Here is a 16,154-nt window from a genome sequence, read left to right as displayed (position 1 = left end):
TTATCCCCTCTTTTCCCGCAATTCCATGAAGTTTGTATAGTAATCTCCGGACTTGAACGACGGAGAACTCAAAATATCCATGTGAAGCTCTGCGTTGTGATCCACGCCTTCGACCACCAATTCGCACAGGGCCGCCTGCATTTTGCGGATAGCCTCTTCACGCGTTGGCGCATGGACAATCAGCTTGCCGATCAGCGAATCATAGAACGGCGGTACCAGATAATCCTGGTACAATGCCGTATCAAACCGAACCCAAGGACCACCCGGAATATGCAACAAAGAGATCTTTCCGCAACTTGGCCGGAAATTCAGTTCTGGATTTTCCGCATTGATGCGGCACTCAATCGCATGGCCGGAAATCTGGATATCTTCCTGGGTAAAGCCCAAAGACATTCCTGCGGCGACACGAATCTGCCACTTCACCAAATCGATACCGGTGACCATCTCTGTGACCGGATGCTCCACCTGAAGGCGCGTGTTCATCTCCATGAAATAGAAATTTTTCTCAGGGTCCAGTAGGAATTCCACCGTTCCCACACCTGTATACCCAACCGCCTTTGCAGCCTTGGTTGCCGCATCCGCCATTCTCTGGCGAAGTTCCGGGGTAACCGCCGGAGAGGGGCTTTCCTCGATCAACTTCTGATTTTTGCGCTGGATGGAACACTCTCGCTCGCCCAATGTGACCACGTTTCCTTGGCGGTCACAGAGCAGCTGCATTTCGATATGTTTGGCCGGAGCAACAAATTTTTCCAGGTAGACCCCGCCGTCTCCAAAGGCCAACTGTGCTTCCTGCGATGCAGAACGAAACGCCGTTTCAAAATCCTCCGAACGATCTGACGCGGCGAATCCCCCGTCCGCCACCGCCTGCGCGCGCTTTGACCAAAAGCGGATACCCAATCCGGTCCGCTTCCTTGTGCGCCTGTTCCAGATCCTCTACCATCTCACAGCCCGGTACCACCGGCACCCCCGCTGCAATCATGGTTTTACGCGCGGCATCCTTGTCGCCCATCTCAGAAATAACTTTTGAGGTCGGTCCGATAAAGACAATATGGCATTCCTCGCACAAAGCGGCAAACTTCGCATTTTCAGAGAGCAGGCCATATCCCGGATGGATGGCGCCAGCGCCCGTCGCCTCCGCAGCGGAGAGAATCGCCGTCATGTTCAGGTAGCTGTCCTGCACCGGCGCGGGGCCAATGCAGATACTCTCATCCGCCAAACTCACATGCAGTGCGTCGCGATCCGCCTCCGAAAAGACAGCTACGGTGGAAATCCCCATCTCTTTGCAGGCACGGATGATACGCACCGCGATTTCCCCGCGGTTGGCGATCAATATTTTCGAAAACAAGGCCTACACCTCTTTATCCTCAGATTCACAAGCTCAAACAATGGCAAAGGAGAGCTCTCCTTTGACCACTACCTTGCCGTTGACACGCCCTTCGCCCTTTGCAAAGCAGAACGGTCCACGCCGCCCGGTCGCACTGCAGTGGAACACTATGGTATCGCCGGGTTTTACTTGCCCCTTAAAGCGCACCTTATCCAGGCCGCCGTAGAGCGGGGTATGCCCCTTGACATCCTCTACCAACAAAACACAGCAGGTCTGCGCCATCATCTCGCATTGAATGACCCCTGGAACCACTGGGTTCCCTGGAAAGTGCCCTTGCAAAAACCATTCATCGCCGCGCACCGTATACTTACCCTCTGCTAGGTTGTCCTCGATTTTGGTTGCCTCATCCAGCAAGAGCATCGGCTCGCGATGCGGCAGAACCTCTTTCAACTCTTCTTTTGTCATCGGTTCCTCTCCCCCAGCATTTAAAAAATCTTAAAGAGCACCTGGCCATACTCTACCAACTGCCCATTCTCAACACAAACATCTACAATTTCGCCATCCGTATCCGCAGTGATCTCATTGAGAAGCTTCATTGCCTCAATAACACAGAGCACATCGCCCTTTTTCACCTTGCTGCCGACACGGACGTAGGGGGCCGCCTCCGGGGAAGGAGCCTGATAAAACATGCCGACCATCGGCGACTTGACCTCTTTGAGATTGTTGAAGTCCACCGGCGTCCCATCCTGCGCGGTTGCCGGAGCTGTTGGAGCCGGGGCGGGCGCCGCAGGGGCGGCGGCAGGCACCACTGCCTGAACCACGGGAGCCGTCGCGCAAGCAGTTTCCAAACGAAGGCTGGTTCCGTCCTCTTGTAGTTCCAGGACGCCCAGTCCATTTTCCTTCATAATCTGTGCCAGCTCCCGAATTTCTTCGATCTTCATGACACTACCTCCTTAACCTTTGTACTTCTTGAGGACCAAACATGCGTTGTGTCCGCCGAAGCCAAGGTTGGTGGACAGTGCATAATCCAGATCCACCTTGCGCGCTGTATTGGGCGTATAGTCGAGGTCGCAGTCCGGGTCCGGCTCTTGATAATGGATGGTCGGCGGAACAATGCTATTCTGTAACGCCAAAGCACACACAATCGCCTCAAATGCGCCCGTTGCCCCCAACATGTGACCGGTCATCGACTTTGTAGAGCTGATGACCGCCTCATACGCTTTTTGTCCCAAAGCCTTTTTAAAGGCCAGCGTCTCCGTCTTATCGTTCAGCGGCGTGCTGGTTCCATGCGCGTTGATATACAGGGAGGCATCCTCTGGCATCTGTGCCTCTGCAATCGCCAACCGGATTGCATTGGCTGGACCATCCGCCTCGGGGTCTGGCGCTGTCACATGGTGCGCGTCATTTGTGTTTCCATAACCGACCAATTCGGCGTAAATCTTCGCACCGCGTGCAATTGCATGCTCGTATTCTTCCAAAACCATGACCGCGCTGCCCTCGCCCATGACAAAGCCACTGCGGCGCTTATCAAACGGGGTGCATGCAGTCTCCGGATCGTTGCTTGTACACAACGCCATGCAATTTGCAAAGCCGGCGGTTGCCATTTCATTGATGGTCGCTTCCGTACCACCTGCAAGGATTGCATCCGCGTAACCGTGCTTGATCGCGCGGAATGCTTCGCCAACCGCATGTGCCGAAGTCGCGCATGCCGTTACAACGCACATGGACGGACCCTTCGCATTGTACCGGATTGCGACATTGCCGGAGGCGATATTGGTAATCATCTTTGTGATGAAAAACGGCGAAATCCCTTTCGGGCCCTTGTTGAGCAACTTAGTGACCTCTTCTACAAAGGTGTCCATACCGCCCACACCGGTCCCGATATAAACCCCCAGGCGCTCCGGTTTCACCTTCCCCTCGATGCCACTGTCCTGCATTGCTTGTGCAGAAGCGGCAATGGCATACTGGGTGAATCGATCCAATTTGCGCACCTGTGCCTTTTCAATATATTGAAGCGGATCAAACCCCTTGACCTCTGCTGCAATATTCACTTTGCTGTTGGAGGTATCAAATTTTGTAATCTTCGCAATGCCGTTTTTGCCTGCAATCAGGTTTTCCCAAGAGGTCGGAATGTCATTGCCAAGCGGTGTAAGCGCGCCAATTCCGGTAATCACAACTCTTTTTTCCATCGTTACAATCCCCCAAACGTTTACATACCGAGGCCGCCGTCGACGCGGATGACCTCACCAGTGATATAGGAAGCGCCATCCCCTGCCAGGAAAACCGCCAAATTTGCAATATCTTCCGGTTTTCCCATATGCTTGAGCGGGATGACTGCATTTGCTCCCTCTTTGACCTTATCGCTGAGCTGCGCTGTCATGTCGGTTTCAATAAATCCCGGCGCTATGGCATTACAAGTCACATTGCGGGATGCGAGTTCTTTTGCAACCGTCTTAGTCAATCCGACCAAACCGGCTTTTGCGGACGCATAGTTTGCCTGTCCCGCATTCCCCATAAGACCGGAAACGGAGGAAATATTGATGATTCTTCCGCTGCGGCGCTTCATAAAATGGGAATAGCAGTGCTTAATCATATGGAATGCGCCCTTCAGATTGGTGCCGATCACCGCATCAAAGTCTGCTTCCTTCATAGAAAGCAGCAGACCATCGCGCGTAATACCGGCATTGTTCACCAAAATATGGATTTGTCCGAAGTCCGCCAGAATCTGTGCCACGGCCTCCTTTGTTGCATCAAAGTCCGCCACATCACAGCGATATGCCTTGGCCGTTACGCCGTGCTCCGCAGCGAGTGCGCACGTTTCCTGGGCGGCTTCCTCATTGCCCGCATAAACGATCGCTACATTTGCGCCGTTTTCCGCCATCTTCAGGGCAATCGCGCGGCCGATTCCACGGGAACCTCCCGTGATCACGGCTGTCTGGTTGGTCAGCAAAAGAATTCCTCCTTTAGTCTCGTGATTTCAGTGTTATTTTAGTGCTTCCACGGTAGCTTGTAAGGTTTCTGCATCCTCTACGCGATGGATGGAAACCCCCGGAAGGGTCTTTTTTACCAAGCCGGCAAGCGTCTTCCCAGGGCCGACCTCTACGAAGTCGGTGACACCTTCCTCCGCCATCTTTTTCAAAATTGCCTGCCATGGCACCGGATGGTTCACTTGCATGGCGATATTCTCTTTGATTGCTGCCGCATCCGCCGCATAGTGCTCTGCGGTGTAGTTGGCATAGAGCGGAACTGTTGGAGCGGACACCGCCACATTCTGAAGCTCCAGCTGCATCTTTTCCGCCGCCGAATCCATCATTGGGGAGTGAAATCCGCCGCTGACAGCAAGCGGTACGGCGCGGCCGCCGGCTTCCTGAACCGCTTTGCAAAGCCGTTCCAGTGCTGCCTTTTCCCCCGCCACCGACACCTGCCCAGGGCAGTTGTAATTGACCGGATACGTCCCTTTCTGTTCTGCACAAAGCGCCTCTACACGCTCATCCGGCAACTTAAGAATCGCGGCCATGCCGCCGTTGGTACGTTGGGCTGCTTCATCCATAAAAGAAGCACGCTTACAAACCAGCTGAAACCCCTCTTCCGGAGTCAGTACTCCACAGAAGGTTAGCGCCGCCACTTCTCCGAGCGAAAAACCAGCTGCCACATCCGGAACAATGCCACACGCTTTCAGTGCTTCCGCTGCTGCCAAATCGACACAGTAAACACAGGGCTGTGTGTTCTCTGTCTGGCTCAGTTCTTCTTTGGTGCCAGAAAAGCACTGTACAGATGTATGAGGACGCACAGAATCTGCCAGGTCAAATACCGCTTTCGCAGCACTGCTGGCTTCACAAAGCGATTTTCCCATTCCAGGATATTGGGCGCCTTGGCCACTGAATAAAAAGGCTATTTTACCCATTTCATCGCACCTCCAAGTACCTGTTCTCCCTGTTCAAAGAGTTCCGTGATGATCTCCTTGGCGGTCTGCTCCTTGTGGACCATCGCCGCAACTTGACCTGCCAAGAACGAACCGTGTTGCGCATCCCCCTCACGTGCCGCCTTACGCAGAGCGCCTACGCCAAACTGCTCAAGCTCCTCGTCTGAAATATTGGAATCATATTCCATGTGGGCCAACTCCCGGGTAAACGGCGTCTTTAAAGCGCGCACCGGGTGCCCCAAACGGCGGCCGGTACTGATCGTATCAATATCCTTTGCTTTGAGAATCTTCTCCTTATAAACAGGACTAATCGTACATTCCTTCGCCACCAAGAAACGGGTACCTACCTGCACCCCTACAGCGCCCAACATGAAAGCTGCTGCCAGTTGACGGCCATCTGCAATACCGCCCGCCGCAATCACAGGGATCTTTACCGCATCGCATACCTGAGGGACAAGCGCCATCGTAGTCAATTCTCCGATATGGCCGCCACTTTCGCCACCCTCTGCAATCACTGCGGCCGCTCCACGCTTTTCCACCAGTTTGGCCACGCCCACAGAAGCTACCACCGGTACCACCTTGATACCCGCTTCCAACCATGCGGGCATATATTTACCGGGATTCCCTGCTCCCGTGGTGAGCACCGGAACCTTCTCCTCCACGACCACACGTGCGACCTCTTCTACAAAGGGGCTCATCAACATCACGTTCACGCCGAAAGGTTTGTCCGTCAATTCGCGGCATTTGCGGATCTCGGTACGGAGCTGCTCGCCATTGGAATTCATGCCAGCGATGATGCCTAAGCCACCCGCATTGGATACCGCGGAAGCCAAGGATGCATCAGCCACCCAGGCCATCCCCCCTTGCAAGATCGGGTATTCAATGCCCAACAATTCACAAATCGGTGTCTTTATCATAAAAAACGACTCCTTTCCAAATATCCTTACTTATACCGTCCATACCAATGTACAGGCGCCTGTTGTCAAACCTCCGCCAAAGGTCGAAAGCACCAGTACGTCGCCTGGATGAAACTTCCCTGCACGATGCATCTCATCCATTAAGATTGCCACTCCAGCGGACGATGTATTGCCATACCGGCTGATATTGACATGGAACTTCTCCGCAGGAATGTTCAACTTCTTTTTCGCTGTCTCAATGATGCGCAAATTGGCCTGATGTGGCAACACGTAATCCACATCCTCCTCCGTGAACCCCGCTTCTTCCAATACGATGCGCACATCGTTGCACATAGCGGCCACCGCGAATTTGTAGACTTCCTGTCCATCCATATATAGGAAGGACTCCGCGGATTCAGCCTGGGTCTTATCAAATGGAGAACTTCCCCGCACATGCGGGATGCGCAAGGCATCCGAATTTCCTGTCGTCGTAATTCGAATAGAGCGCAGTCCTTCGCCTTCTCCTAGCACCGCCGCGCCCGCAGCATCGCCAAACAACACACAAGTTCTGCGGTCCTTCCAATCCAATAACTTGGACATCTCTTCAGCAGCGACAACCAAAACCTTTTTTACACGCTTACGGACGAAATATCCATCCGCAACATCTAACGCATAGACAAAACCCGAACATGCCGCATTAATATCGAAAGCCGGACATGTCGCCCCTAAACTTTTTTGCACGATGCAAGCCAAGGCAGGGGTTATGTAATCGCCGCGTATGGTAGAACAGAGGATCAAGTCCAGTTCTTCTGGTGTAATTCCTGCATTTTGCAGCGCAGCACGCCCCGCCTGTACAGCCAGATCGGAAATGGTTTCCGTGGTACAGACATACCGGCTCTTAATCCCGGTTCGCGTGGAAATCCATTCATCAGAGGTATCCAGGAACACAGAGAGGTCATCATTTGTCTGTGAACAGACCGGATGGGCACTTCCCGTTCCTAGGATCTGAAAACTCATATGCACACCATTCTTTCTCTCTTTTAGATTGCCGTCCGCGGTGCGAAGAACCACAAGGTCCCTCAGGAGAACTCCCCAAATCGGGCACACTCCACGCAGCCGTTTTCAAACGTCCGGCAGGTGCAAAACAGCTCATTTTAAAATACTTCAATTTTTTTAATTATATTGCAAATCCATTTTTTGTCAAGCGAAAAATATTTTTCCAAATCTCCATGAACAGTTTTCATCCTTATTATACCACAATGTTTTCCTCTATATGGAATGAAAAATTGCAAAAAACACTTGAGATTTTCCAACAGGTTTGCCAGAAAGCTGGACTATTCCCTTCCCAATTGGCGTTGAAATGATAAGCTAACATATTTAATCGACATATTAAAGGATGAAGGGAGGCTTCCATAACACGGCGAGTGCTGTATACACTCCGTCCAATAAGAGCAAAAAACAGTTTGATCATAGAAACACCCTGCCGCAAACACATTTAGGAATGCGGCAGGGTGTCCTGCATTATCGAATTAGGGATGAGAATATGCCTATGTATCGGTCACAAATCCCAATTTCCAAGCATTGAAATCTGTCCGCGACACTTTTATAGAGTTTTCTTTCTCCACTTAGCCAACGGTCACCGTACAATGCATCTGCGCATTCTGTACCGGCAAGGTCGTATAGACCTCCCGTACTCTGGCCCGGTGGACGCACAGCGTCTTCCGCGCCTACGGCGTTTTCTATGAAAGCGCGCTTCCGTCATCTGCTACCTAACTGAATGGGTTTATACCATTTGTAAGTTATCCAGTGCTCAACCAACGGCCACCGTACAATGCATCTGCGCATTCTGGCCCGGCAAGGTCGTATAGACCTCCCGTACCCTCGCCTGGCGGACGCACAGCGTCTTTCGCTCCTACGGCGTTTTCTACGAAAACGCGCTTCCGTCATCTGCTGCCTAAGCTGAGTGGCTTATGCCATTCGCAAGTTATCCAGGCATTCAGCCAACCGTCACCGTACAATGCATCTGCGCATTCTGGCCCGGCAAGGTCGTATAGACTCCCGTGCTCTGGCCCGGTGTGCCAACTGCATAAACTCTATAGTAGTAGTCATTGCCGATCTGCGTCACAAACTGTGTCTTCAGAACGCTTCCGTTGCCCACTGTGAAGCTCGGTACCAGCCCGTTTCCATTCACCACGGTCATCTTGAAGCAGTATGCTGCGCCTCTCTTCAATGTGAAGTTTACCGTCGTATCGCTGTATACGCTCGCCTGGGCTACAACTCCCTGCGCCGCTGCGACGGTCGGATTCACCACTGCTCTGCCCGCGGAACCATAGATGTTCCCGCTGCTCTTCGAGCCGGAAGAGCTGGTATGTTTCTTGTTTCCGCTATTCTGGTCGTTATCCGGCTTTGTGGGTTCTTCTCCCTTTGTCGCCTGGATACGCGCTTCCAACGCATTGTATGCGCTTTCAATCTCTTCGGAAGTCGCATCTTCTTTTTCCAGAACTACCTTCGCTGTCTGAAGCGCTGCCTGCAACGCTGCATAATCTGCCGCTGTATAGTCGTTCGCATTTACCTGTTCGCCCTTTGCGATCAGAGCTTCCAACGCTTCCTTATCCGGCGTCTTGCGCAGATTTGCCATCGCTATGGTCAATTCGGTCGCAATGCTGTTCACTTCTTCCTGCGTCGCGTTCGGATCGTTCAGAATCCCCTCGGCCGCATTCAGCGCGTCAGTAAAGGCCTTTTTGACTTCTTCGCTGCTCTCATAGCTGTCCAGGTCTGGAAGAATCTCATTGCCCTTTGCGATCAGCGTTTTCAGTGTGCTGGTGTCCGCCCGCATCGTCAAGCCCTGGATTGCATCACGCAAAGCCTGCTTCGCCGGCTCTACCTCCACCTCGAGAGCATCTTCGTCGTTTACCAACTCTTCTGCGTCCGCTTTTGCCTTTTCATAGACGCTCCAGCTGTTCGGCGTGAAGTCTTCCTCATTCAGTTCCGGCAGGCTATCCAACAACGCCTTCAGGCCCTCTCGGTCTCCTGCGGTAAAGGACAGGTAGAACATGGCATCCGTCATGTTTAGCCATGCTTCATTGATCTCGTCCTGCAATGCGGTTCTGTCCGCCTCTACCTTGATTGCCGCCTCATAGGCCTCGTCAAAGAGCTTCTTCGCGCTTGGCACCATCGTCGCGTACTCGTCGCCTTTCATAGCCTTTCCTGCACTCTGGATCGCGTCTCGCAACAAAAGCTTGTTGACAATCGTGCTCTTGAACTGCACCGTAGTCTCCGTGTTCGGCATATTTAGCACATAGTCAATCGCTCTTGTGGATTCCAGCGCCTCGATATCGATTGTTGTCTCTTCACCGTTCACAATCACAGAGGCTGCTGCAAATTCTCTGCCGTCCACTCTCGGAGCAAAGGTCAGTTGTACTTCATCGCCTGCCATAACATTTGCCGTATAGCTGCCTAGCTTATCCGCATAGGGCGGTTTCTCTCCGTCGACCCACAAAGTCACATTGTCGTCGAACTCAACCAGCAGCTTATGCTCGGATGGCTCTTCTGCGGTCAAGCCGTCAATGGCATTTTGCAGAGTCTCTGCTGCATTTCTCAGCTCGTCGTCCGTCGCCGCCTCGTTGTCAAGCGTTGCTCCTGCCGCCTTATAAGCGGACTCGAACGCATTCCAAGCCTCTTCCAGATACTCGCCCTGGCCTGCGTCGTGGATCTTGGTCGCTTCCAGATACAGTTCTTCCAGCTTTTCGCGCGGGGTCTTTTCCGGCTCTGGAACGACGGTTGCATAGGTCTTTGCTGTAAGATTCTCATTGCCATTGATGTTCGTCGCCATCACGCGAATTCGTGTTCCAACCGGAACCGCTTCGCCTACAGAAACGGTCGCCTTGCCGGCATCTTCCGCATTCGGGGTAATGGTGACACCATTTACCGGCTTGCCGAATACATCCACCACCGACCAATCTGCAGACATCACTTCATAGGTATCGTCCCACACCAATCCTTCGATAGCGGCCTTCAGCATGTTGTAAGCACTGTCGATGATTTCTTCCGTTACACCTGGCGTAGCAACAACAACGTTTGCCACATTGATTGCCGCCTTCAAGATTGCAACACTGCTCTCGGTGTAGATGCTGGTATCAATGGCGTTTGCCTGATCCAGCAGTGCTTGCAGGTCTTCCAGTGTTGCTGCTGCACGTGCAGAACCCGCCTTTGCAATTGCCGTCGGAGCGGCCTTTACAATCGTATACTCTTGGCTGGTTCCTACAACAATTTCTGCACGTTTTGGAGACAGGGCCACTTCTGCGCCCGCTTCCGGCACATCCCGATACTCGATGTCCGCGAAGTTCATCCACAGGACGACCGATTCATCTTCTGGTGCAACTGCGGGTTCGGCTGCTTCCTTACGGTCATATTTTTCCTGGCCGGTCAGTTCTTCCTCTGTCAAAGCTCTGGAATAAACACGTGTAATCGCGTATTCATTCTTTCCGACAAAGCCTCCTACAGGATCATAACCAATCCAGAAGTTTGTATCTGTTGCATTCATGCCATTGCGGCTTCCATCTACATTCTCCAGGATCATCTCGCCATCCAGATAGATCTGCAAGGTCGTTCCTGTATACACACCCGCAATGTGATGCCATTCATTGACATTTAGCACCTTGTCAGTGAGCGTATCCTCTACGGTATACCAATTGTTTCCAGACTTCAGATACAACTCATAATAGGTTGCATCCCCTTGCAAGGTTGCTCGCAAGCCAAAGCAATCGTCTCCCTTTCCAACGATCACATTGTATGCATCGCCCATATTGGATTCGAGCGGCTTAAACCACGATTCTACGGTAAAGGGATGCTTTCCTTGGAATACTTCGCTAAAGATGTCGCCACCATTGGAACCTTTGGTATTGGGAATCGGCATATTCCCGCCTAAAAACCAGCCCAAACGTCTCGTCGGGAATCAATTCCGCACTGTCGGGAATTTCCGTATCGATATGATGGGAACTTTGATCTTTGATAACGGTGACAGTCCCTTCCAAAGCATAGACATCCGCCAAAGCTTTCTCCAAGTCGCCGTAGTTGGGAACCAGCTCTTTCTGCGCCTCGGTCAATGCATCGTACTGCGCCTTAACCGCTTCGATCGCTTCCAGCTGGCTGTATGAATAAACATAAATGTCTGCGATAGCGTCTTCTACCACCTTGGCAGCCTGTCGGTCGATTTCTTCCTGATCGGGTAAGCGCCACGGCTTGCTGAGTTCCATCAGATCTGCGCCATTCTCAAAAGGAACGATGGAGTACTGATAAGAGTAAGCGCGATCATTTGGGATTGTATACTGTTCCAGGTTGTCCGGTCCGCAGCTCGCGTTGCCGATACCGCGAGAAATCAGATCGACATGGAAATAGGTTCTGCCATCTGGGTCTGGAAGCTCAAAGGGATGCTTCGCTTCGTCCAGCTCGTCCATAGTAAAGCGCAGAGCACTTGCCTCCAAATTTTCATCAGCAGCTACCATGATGCCGGTATTGCGGTCGCTTCCTGTCAAAGCCATCCATTTCACACCACTGAAATTGCCGGAAGTCTGCGGGTCCACAAACGGATAGAAACTTTCGTCAACTGTATAGTTGTACAATCCAGTCATCGCATAGCTGCCACGATCGGTATACGACTCAGATGGACCGTCCCCGTACCAGGTGATGTCCTCATAACCAACAGGAAGCGTCATTGTGGAACCGACCTTCATAATGGAACCAAGCCCTGTTCCCCTGGCATCCAAAGTCAGGCTGACCGTCACTACACCAGAGCCGTCGATGGTATAGATAACCGTTTCTTTTGCGCCCTTTCCACTGTTCAAAATCAAATTTGCAGTGATGACCATACGGCCGTCGCGTCTCTGAGAGATCTGAATCCCGTTTTCCTCTACCGAAATATCTTTATTGGCTTTTTGCCAATCGCCATCGACATTGCCGACATCGTTGCTATTTCTTGCGCGCCAGAAGTCAGGGATGGGTCCCTGTTCAATAAGAAGATCATTCTTATAGTAATAATTCTGCATGGCGCCTGTCGTTTTATCGATCTCAAAGTGGAAATCTGTTCCGGTTACGGTGATTACCTGTGGATCGCTTTCCTGATCGATCACCACTTCCTGGTCGGAAATCACAGGAGATACTGCCGGTGCATCTGCCGGAATGGCAAACTGCTCATGTGCAATCTCATGCCCTGCTTCCGCCCAGAGGGTATCTTCCTTCAGGCGAATCCAGATATTCAGATAATATTCCGCACCAGCCTTTTTCTCTGCGGGTAATGTATAAGGAACGGTAAACGTTTTTGTCTCACGCGGACCAAGCTCTTCATGCAAGAAGCCTTGGTCGATCTCCTTACCATCCTCCATCAGCTGCCAGGATACCTCATACTGGTCCAAATTGGTAAAGCTGGTTTCATTGTAGAAGGTCACTTGACGGTCTTTGATCTGTGTTTCATCCGCTGTCATCCAGAAATTCTGGTACTGGTATTTCACTTCATACAGCTCTGGCTGTGGATCGCGGTCCGCAGATACCAGGCCATTTGCACAAAAATCATAGTCCGTCGGATAGTCGCCCCAGTCGCCGCCAAAAGCATAGAACTTTCCGTCCATCTCTCCGTTGTTATAAAGGCGATTATGGGCAAAATCTTCTACATAGTAATTGTAGTTGCCAGTTTTGGCCGATTCAAATGGTTGCGAATAGTCCACCCAAACGAGTACGTCCTCGCTGTTTGGCTGGATGGGGGCGTCCGTACTGCGCTGCGCCACGATTTCTTCCTGTGTCAATGCCCTGGCATAGATGCGGGCGAGAGACATCTGCCCTCTAAGCGTATGGTCGGGGTTCTTAGAATCATAGCCAATGCCGAGGGCATCGATCCCGTCCCAATTGGGCACCTGATAGCTTCCTTCTTTGCTGCCGACTTCTTCGCCGTCAACATAGAGCTTCATGACCTTACCATCATAGGTAGCTGCAATCTGATGCCATTTCTCTGCCCAGTCTTCCGGAAGGTCCCAGAAGATTGCAGGCCAAGAATAATTGCCGTCATCTTCTGCGCATAGGGAGAATTCCAGCTGCGTACCATCGTCGGATGTTTTTAGCGCCACCTGGTAGTCGCCCTTCGCAATGAAGATATTATCGGCCACATCCGCCTGTGGTTTTACAACGGTCTCCAGCGTAAAGTTGATGTTTTCCCCGGAGAGATACTGGTCATAGATGGTATTTTTGTCCTTCGGAAGAACAAGGAACCCTCCAAAAGATTTGTCCACCACCGCTTCGGCTGGGTCTGCATCCTCCTGCTTGTCTCCACCCTGGACCTGCATGGTGACGCCATAATTGCTCAGTTCGGTGATATTATACTGCCGTGCACAATCCTCAATATCCGTTGCACGCACTGTATCCACCCAGTCCCAAATATAACCGCCCAACATGTGGGGCTTGCTGCGGATGATGTCCCAATATTCTTTCAGGTTTCCAACACCGTTGCCCATCGCATGGTCATACTCGCAGATGATGTAAGGCATCTTGGTTTCTGCATCGGCCGCCTGCTGTACACGCTCCAAAGTCGGATACATCCGGCTATCCATATCGGTGCCGCCCTGATAGCGCATACCTTCACTATGTACCGGGCGGGTCTGGTCGCGGTCGTGATAATAAGCAACCAACTTCGGGAAAATATAATCGCCGTCTTCCATCGCCTTGAGGCTGTCGGAATCCTCCAGCTGTGGATACCCTGTCTCGTTGGCGATGGACCACATAATGACAGAGGTCTGATTCTTCAATGTATGGAAAGAGGTCGGTGTCCGGTCTTCCAATGCTACCTTGGTGAAATACTTCGCCATCGTATCGATCTCATTAATCAACGAGTGCGCTTCAATGTTGGCTTCTGCCATCATGTACAGGCCGTATTTGTCGCAGAGATAATAGAAGTATTCATCGTCTCCATAGTGAGAAGTACGAACCGAATTGATGTTATACTGTTTCATCAAGCGGACGTCCTCTTCTGCCACATCGCGTGGAACATACTTTCCATAGAATGGATCCGACTCGCAACGGTTGACACCTTTGATGAGGAGCGGCTGCCCGTTGATCGTCATCGGCTCATATTCCTCTGTGATATTGTGATAAGAATCATCGAGTTCCGTATGTGTAAAGCCAATCTCTCGGAAGCCCAGCTGCTGAGAAATGCTCTCTACATACGTCATTGTATTCTTATCATACAGATTCAGAACCAACGTATAGAGATAGGGGTCTTCTGCGGACCACAGATGTGGATTTTTTACAGCCCATGCCTGTTTATTGCTGGACTGTTCGCCAGATGCAATTTTACCCACATCAAAGCTTTGGGTCTCAAACTGCTCCTCGGGAACCAGCTGTTGCTCTGCATCGTAAAGCTTTACCTCTACGGCATAGTTGTCCACCGGAACGGAACTAAAATTCTTGACATTGACATCCATCTTCAGGGTCGCATCCTGATACTGATCGTCCAGATCGGTTTCCAGCTGGTAGTCGTTGATATGAACCAGCGGGGTTGCGAACAGGTAGACATCGCGGAAAATACCGCCATCGCGGATCATATCCTGTTTTTCCATCCAGGTTGCGTCTGCGAACTTGTGAACCTCAACTGCCAGGATATTCGGTTCTCCTGCTGGGTTTAAGTAGTCGGTAATGTCAAACTCGTGTGGCCGGAAGCTATCCTCGCTATAGCCGACCTCTTTTCCATTGACCCACACATAATAGGCCGTCTCAACTCCCTGGAAATTGATAAAAATACGGTTGTCATTTCCATAGAGGGAATCGTCCACTGTGAATGTCTTTCGATAAAATCCCACTGGACTGTAATTTACCGGAATACCAGGAACCTGGACATCCGAATCGTACTTGAGCTGCCAAGGCATTACCGTATCGCCATAAAGCGGAGTGTCCCAGTCAGCCCCTTCATAGGTTGTCCAGCTTCTAGGAACATCGACTGTGCGCCATCCGTCTTCTGGGTCCTGTACATAATCACTGTTATAAAACTTCCCATCGAGGAATTTCTTCCCCTCTGCGTCGTTTCGTACGACCGTCAGTTCCCAATCATCCGAAGAAAGCACCTGGACATAGTCCGAGCGCTCTTTTTCAAAGTTTACCGCACCGAGAACGGCTTTTTCCTCTGAATCATAGGCTACGGTAGCCGTTGTGTGAGGATCTTCGCGGTTTACTTCAAAGATGTCGCTAGCACGGACTTCCTCTCCATTGAGGTCCGTATAGTTTTTTCCCGTATACTCGTAATGGGTAAATTTGGGTTCTTCCGGCGCGAGTTCCGGGCCTTTCGCTTGCAGGGGATTTCCACCTGCATCATAAAGTTGTGGCGCACTGCTGCTCCACGTTGGAGTCTGCGTCTCTCCCACGGCAAAAGCAGCTCCACTGAACATGCTGGTTAACATGGAAGCCGCCAAGCACATGGCTAGAAATCGTCTTGAAGATTTCCAGACTGCAAACATGGTTACAATTCCTCCTTCACATATTTTACCTTTAAAGGCAAAATCATTATAACACGGTAATTCTTGTCTGTCTATATTTTATAAAAATAGAATATATAATCAATTATTTCTGTATATTATTACACGTTGTCGCGTTAAATAATTAAATTAAAGAACACTCTTTTTACTAGTTTTCACAAGTAGAAAAGACTATAATTTTCCGTATTAATAAATTAATACATTCCCTAATCCCTTAACATACACCTATCTACATTCTGTGTTTCCATTCCAATCTATTTTCAAATTGTTTATAAATATTCACTTGAAATTTCGCCTCATATCTTTAAAGATTTGATAAATCATAGTAATGACAGGGTTACCCTGCAATTGGGTGGGGGCTGTCATTTGATATATCCCCATTACAAATAAACAAACGGATATTGGTAATAGGGATAACTGTGATCAAACGGCAGCTGTAAAATGGCGGATGATCCCTCTCGCTAATTGACTAATGAATATTTTTAATAGGGACAGTCTCCGCA

At 50.9% G+C, this 16,154-nt stretch carries 9 protein-coding genes and 1 pseudogene; all 10 read right to left on the bottom strand.

The window, feature by feature from the left end:
- The 10 genes and pseudogenes from accC to ACGCCZ_RS01355 all read right to left on the bottom strand — a co-directional run bounded on the left by accC (position 1) and on the right by ACGCCZ_RS01355 (position 15,633).
- Positions 1–1,345, bottom strand: a pseudogene (gene accC, locus ACGCCZ_RS01400) (acetyl-CoA carboxylase biotin carboxylase subunit).
- 33 nt (positions 1,346–1,378) lie between these two features.
- Positions 1,379–1,789, bottom strand: coding sequence for a 3-hydroxyacyl-ACP dehydratase FabZ (fabZ, locus tag ACGCCZ_RS01395; RefSeq protein WP_054323944.1), 411 nt, complete (start codon positions 1,787–1,789; stop codon positions 1,379–1,381).
- A 20-nt stretch (positions 1,790–1,809) separates the two neighbouring features.
- Positions 1,810–2,265, bottom strand: a complete 456-nt coding sequence (gene accB, locus ACGCCZ_RS01390; protein ID WP_411655103.1) for an acetyl-CoA carboxylase biotin carboxyl carrier protein — start codon at positions 2,263–2,265, stop codon at positions 1,810–1,812.
- Between the two features lie 12 nt (positions 2,266–2,277).
- The gene (gene fabF, locus ACGCCZ_RS01385; RefSeq protein WP_054323942.1) at positions 2,278–3,513 is read right to left on the bottom strand and encodes a beta-ketoacyl-ACP synthase II; all 1,236 of its coding nucleotides are present in this window, start codon (positions 3,511–3,513) and stop codon (positions 2,278–2,280) included.
- 20 nt (positions 3,514–3,533) lie between these two features.
- Positions 3,534–4,274 (bottom strand): 3-oxoacyl-[acyl-carrier-protein] reductase, encoded by a 741-nt coding sequence (fabG, locus tag ACGCCZ_RS01380; protein ID WP_054323941.1) that lies wholly within the window; start codon positions 4,272–4,274, stop codon positions 3,534–3,536.
- A 33-nt stretch (positions 4,275–4,307) separates the two neighbouring features.
- Entirely contained in the window at positions 4,308–5,228 is a 921-nt protein-coding gene (locus tag ACGCCZ_RS01375; protein ID WP_054323940.1) for an ACP S-malonyltransferase, read from the bottom strand.
- Complete coding sequence (gene fabK, locus ACGCCZ_RS01370; protein WP_054323939.1) at positions 5,216–6,163, bottom strand: enoyl-[acyl-carrier-protein] reductase FabK; 948 nt, start codon at positions 6,161–6,163, stop codon at positions 5,216–5,218. Before fabK ends, ACGCCZ_RS01375 begins: the two co-directional genes overlap by 13 nt.
- Positions 6,164–6,193: 30 nt before the next feature.
- A complete protein-coding gene (locus ACGCCZ_RS01365; RefSeq protein ID WP_085534629.1) occupies positions 6,194–7,159 on the bottom strand; it encodes a beta-ketoacyl-ACP synthase III in 966 nt (321 codons plus the stop codon).
- A gap of 979 nt (positions 7,160–8,138) precedes the next feature.
- Positions 8,139–11,057, bottom strand: coding sequence for a LamG-like jellyroll fold domain-containing protein (locus tag ACGCCZ_RS01360; RefSeq protein ID WP_411655102.1), 2,919 nt, complete (start codon positions 11,055–11,057; stop codon positions 8,139–8,141).
- On the bottom strand, positions 11,011–15,633 hold the full coding sequence (locus tag ACGCCZ_RS01355; protein ID WP_411655101.1) for a glycoside hydrolase family 2 TIM barrel-domain containing protein: 4,623 nt from the start codon (positions 15,631–15,633) through the stop codon (positions 11,011–11,013). The genes ACGCCZ_RS01360 and ACGCCZ_RS01355 overlap by 47 nt, the downstream gene beginning before the upstream one ends.
- Between the last annotated feature and the right edge of the window lie 521 nt (positions 15,634–16,154).

This window comes from Anaeromassilibacillus sp. SJQ-1 (genome assembly GCF_046693725.1).
Classification (GTDB): domain Bacteria; phylum Bacillota; class Clostridia; order Oscillospirales; family Acutalibacteraceae; genus Anaeromassilibacillus.
The sequence above is the reverse complement of the archived record's forward strand: the minus strand, read 5'-3'. Positions and strand labels throughout refer to the sequence as shown.

What these genes read in the sequence shown, in the direction of transcription:
- fabZ (WP_054323944.1), bottom strand. Translation starts at nt 1,789, where the DNA reads ATGACAAAAGAAGAGTTGAAAGAGGTTCTGCCGCATCGCGAGCCGATG.
- accB (WP_411655103.1), bottom strand. Translation starts at nt 2,265, where the DNA reads ATGAAGATCGAAGAAATTCGGGAGCTGGCACAGATTATGAAGGAAAAT.
- fabF (WP_054323942.1), bottom strand. Translation starts at nt 3,513, where the DNA reads ATGGAAAAAAGAGTTGTGATTACCGGAATTGGCGCGCTTACACCGCTT.
- ACGCCZ_RS01375 (WP_054323940.1), bottom strand. Translation starts at nt 5,228, where the DNA reads ATGGGTAAAATAGCCTTTTTATTCAGTGGCCAAGGCGCCCAATATCCT.
- fabK (WP_054323939.1), bottom strand. Translation starts at nt 6,163, where the DNA reads ATGATAAAGACACCGATTTGTGAATTGTTGGGCATTGAATACCCGATC.
- ACGCCZ_RS01365 (WP_085534629.1), bottom strand. Translation starts at nt 7,159, where the DNA reads ATGAGTTTTCAGATCCTAGGAACGGGAAGTGCCCATCCGGTCTGTTCA.
- ACGCCZ_RS01360 (WP_411655102.1), bottom strand. Translation starts at nt 11,057, where the DNA reads ATGCCGATTCCCAATACCAAAGGTTCCAATGGTGGCGACATCTTTAGC.
- ACGCCZ_RS01355 (WP_411655101.1), bottom strand. Translation starts at nt 15,633, where the DNA reads ATGTTTGCAGTCTGGAAATCTTCAAGACGATTTCTAGCCATGTGCTTG.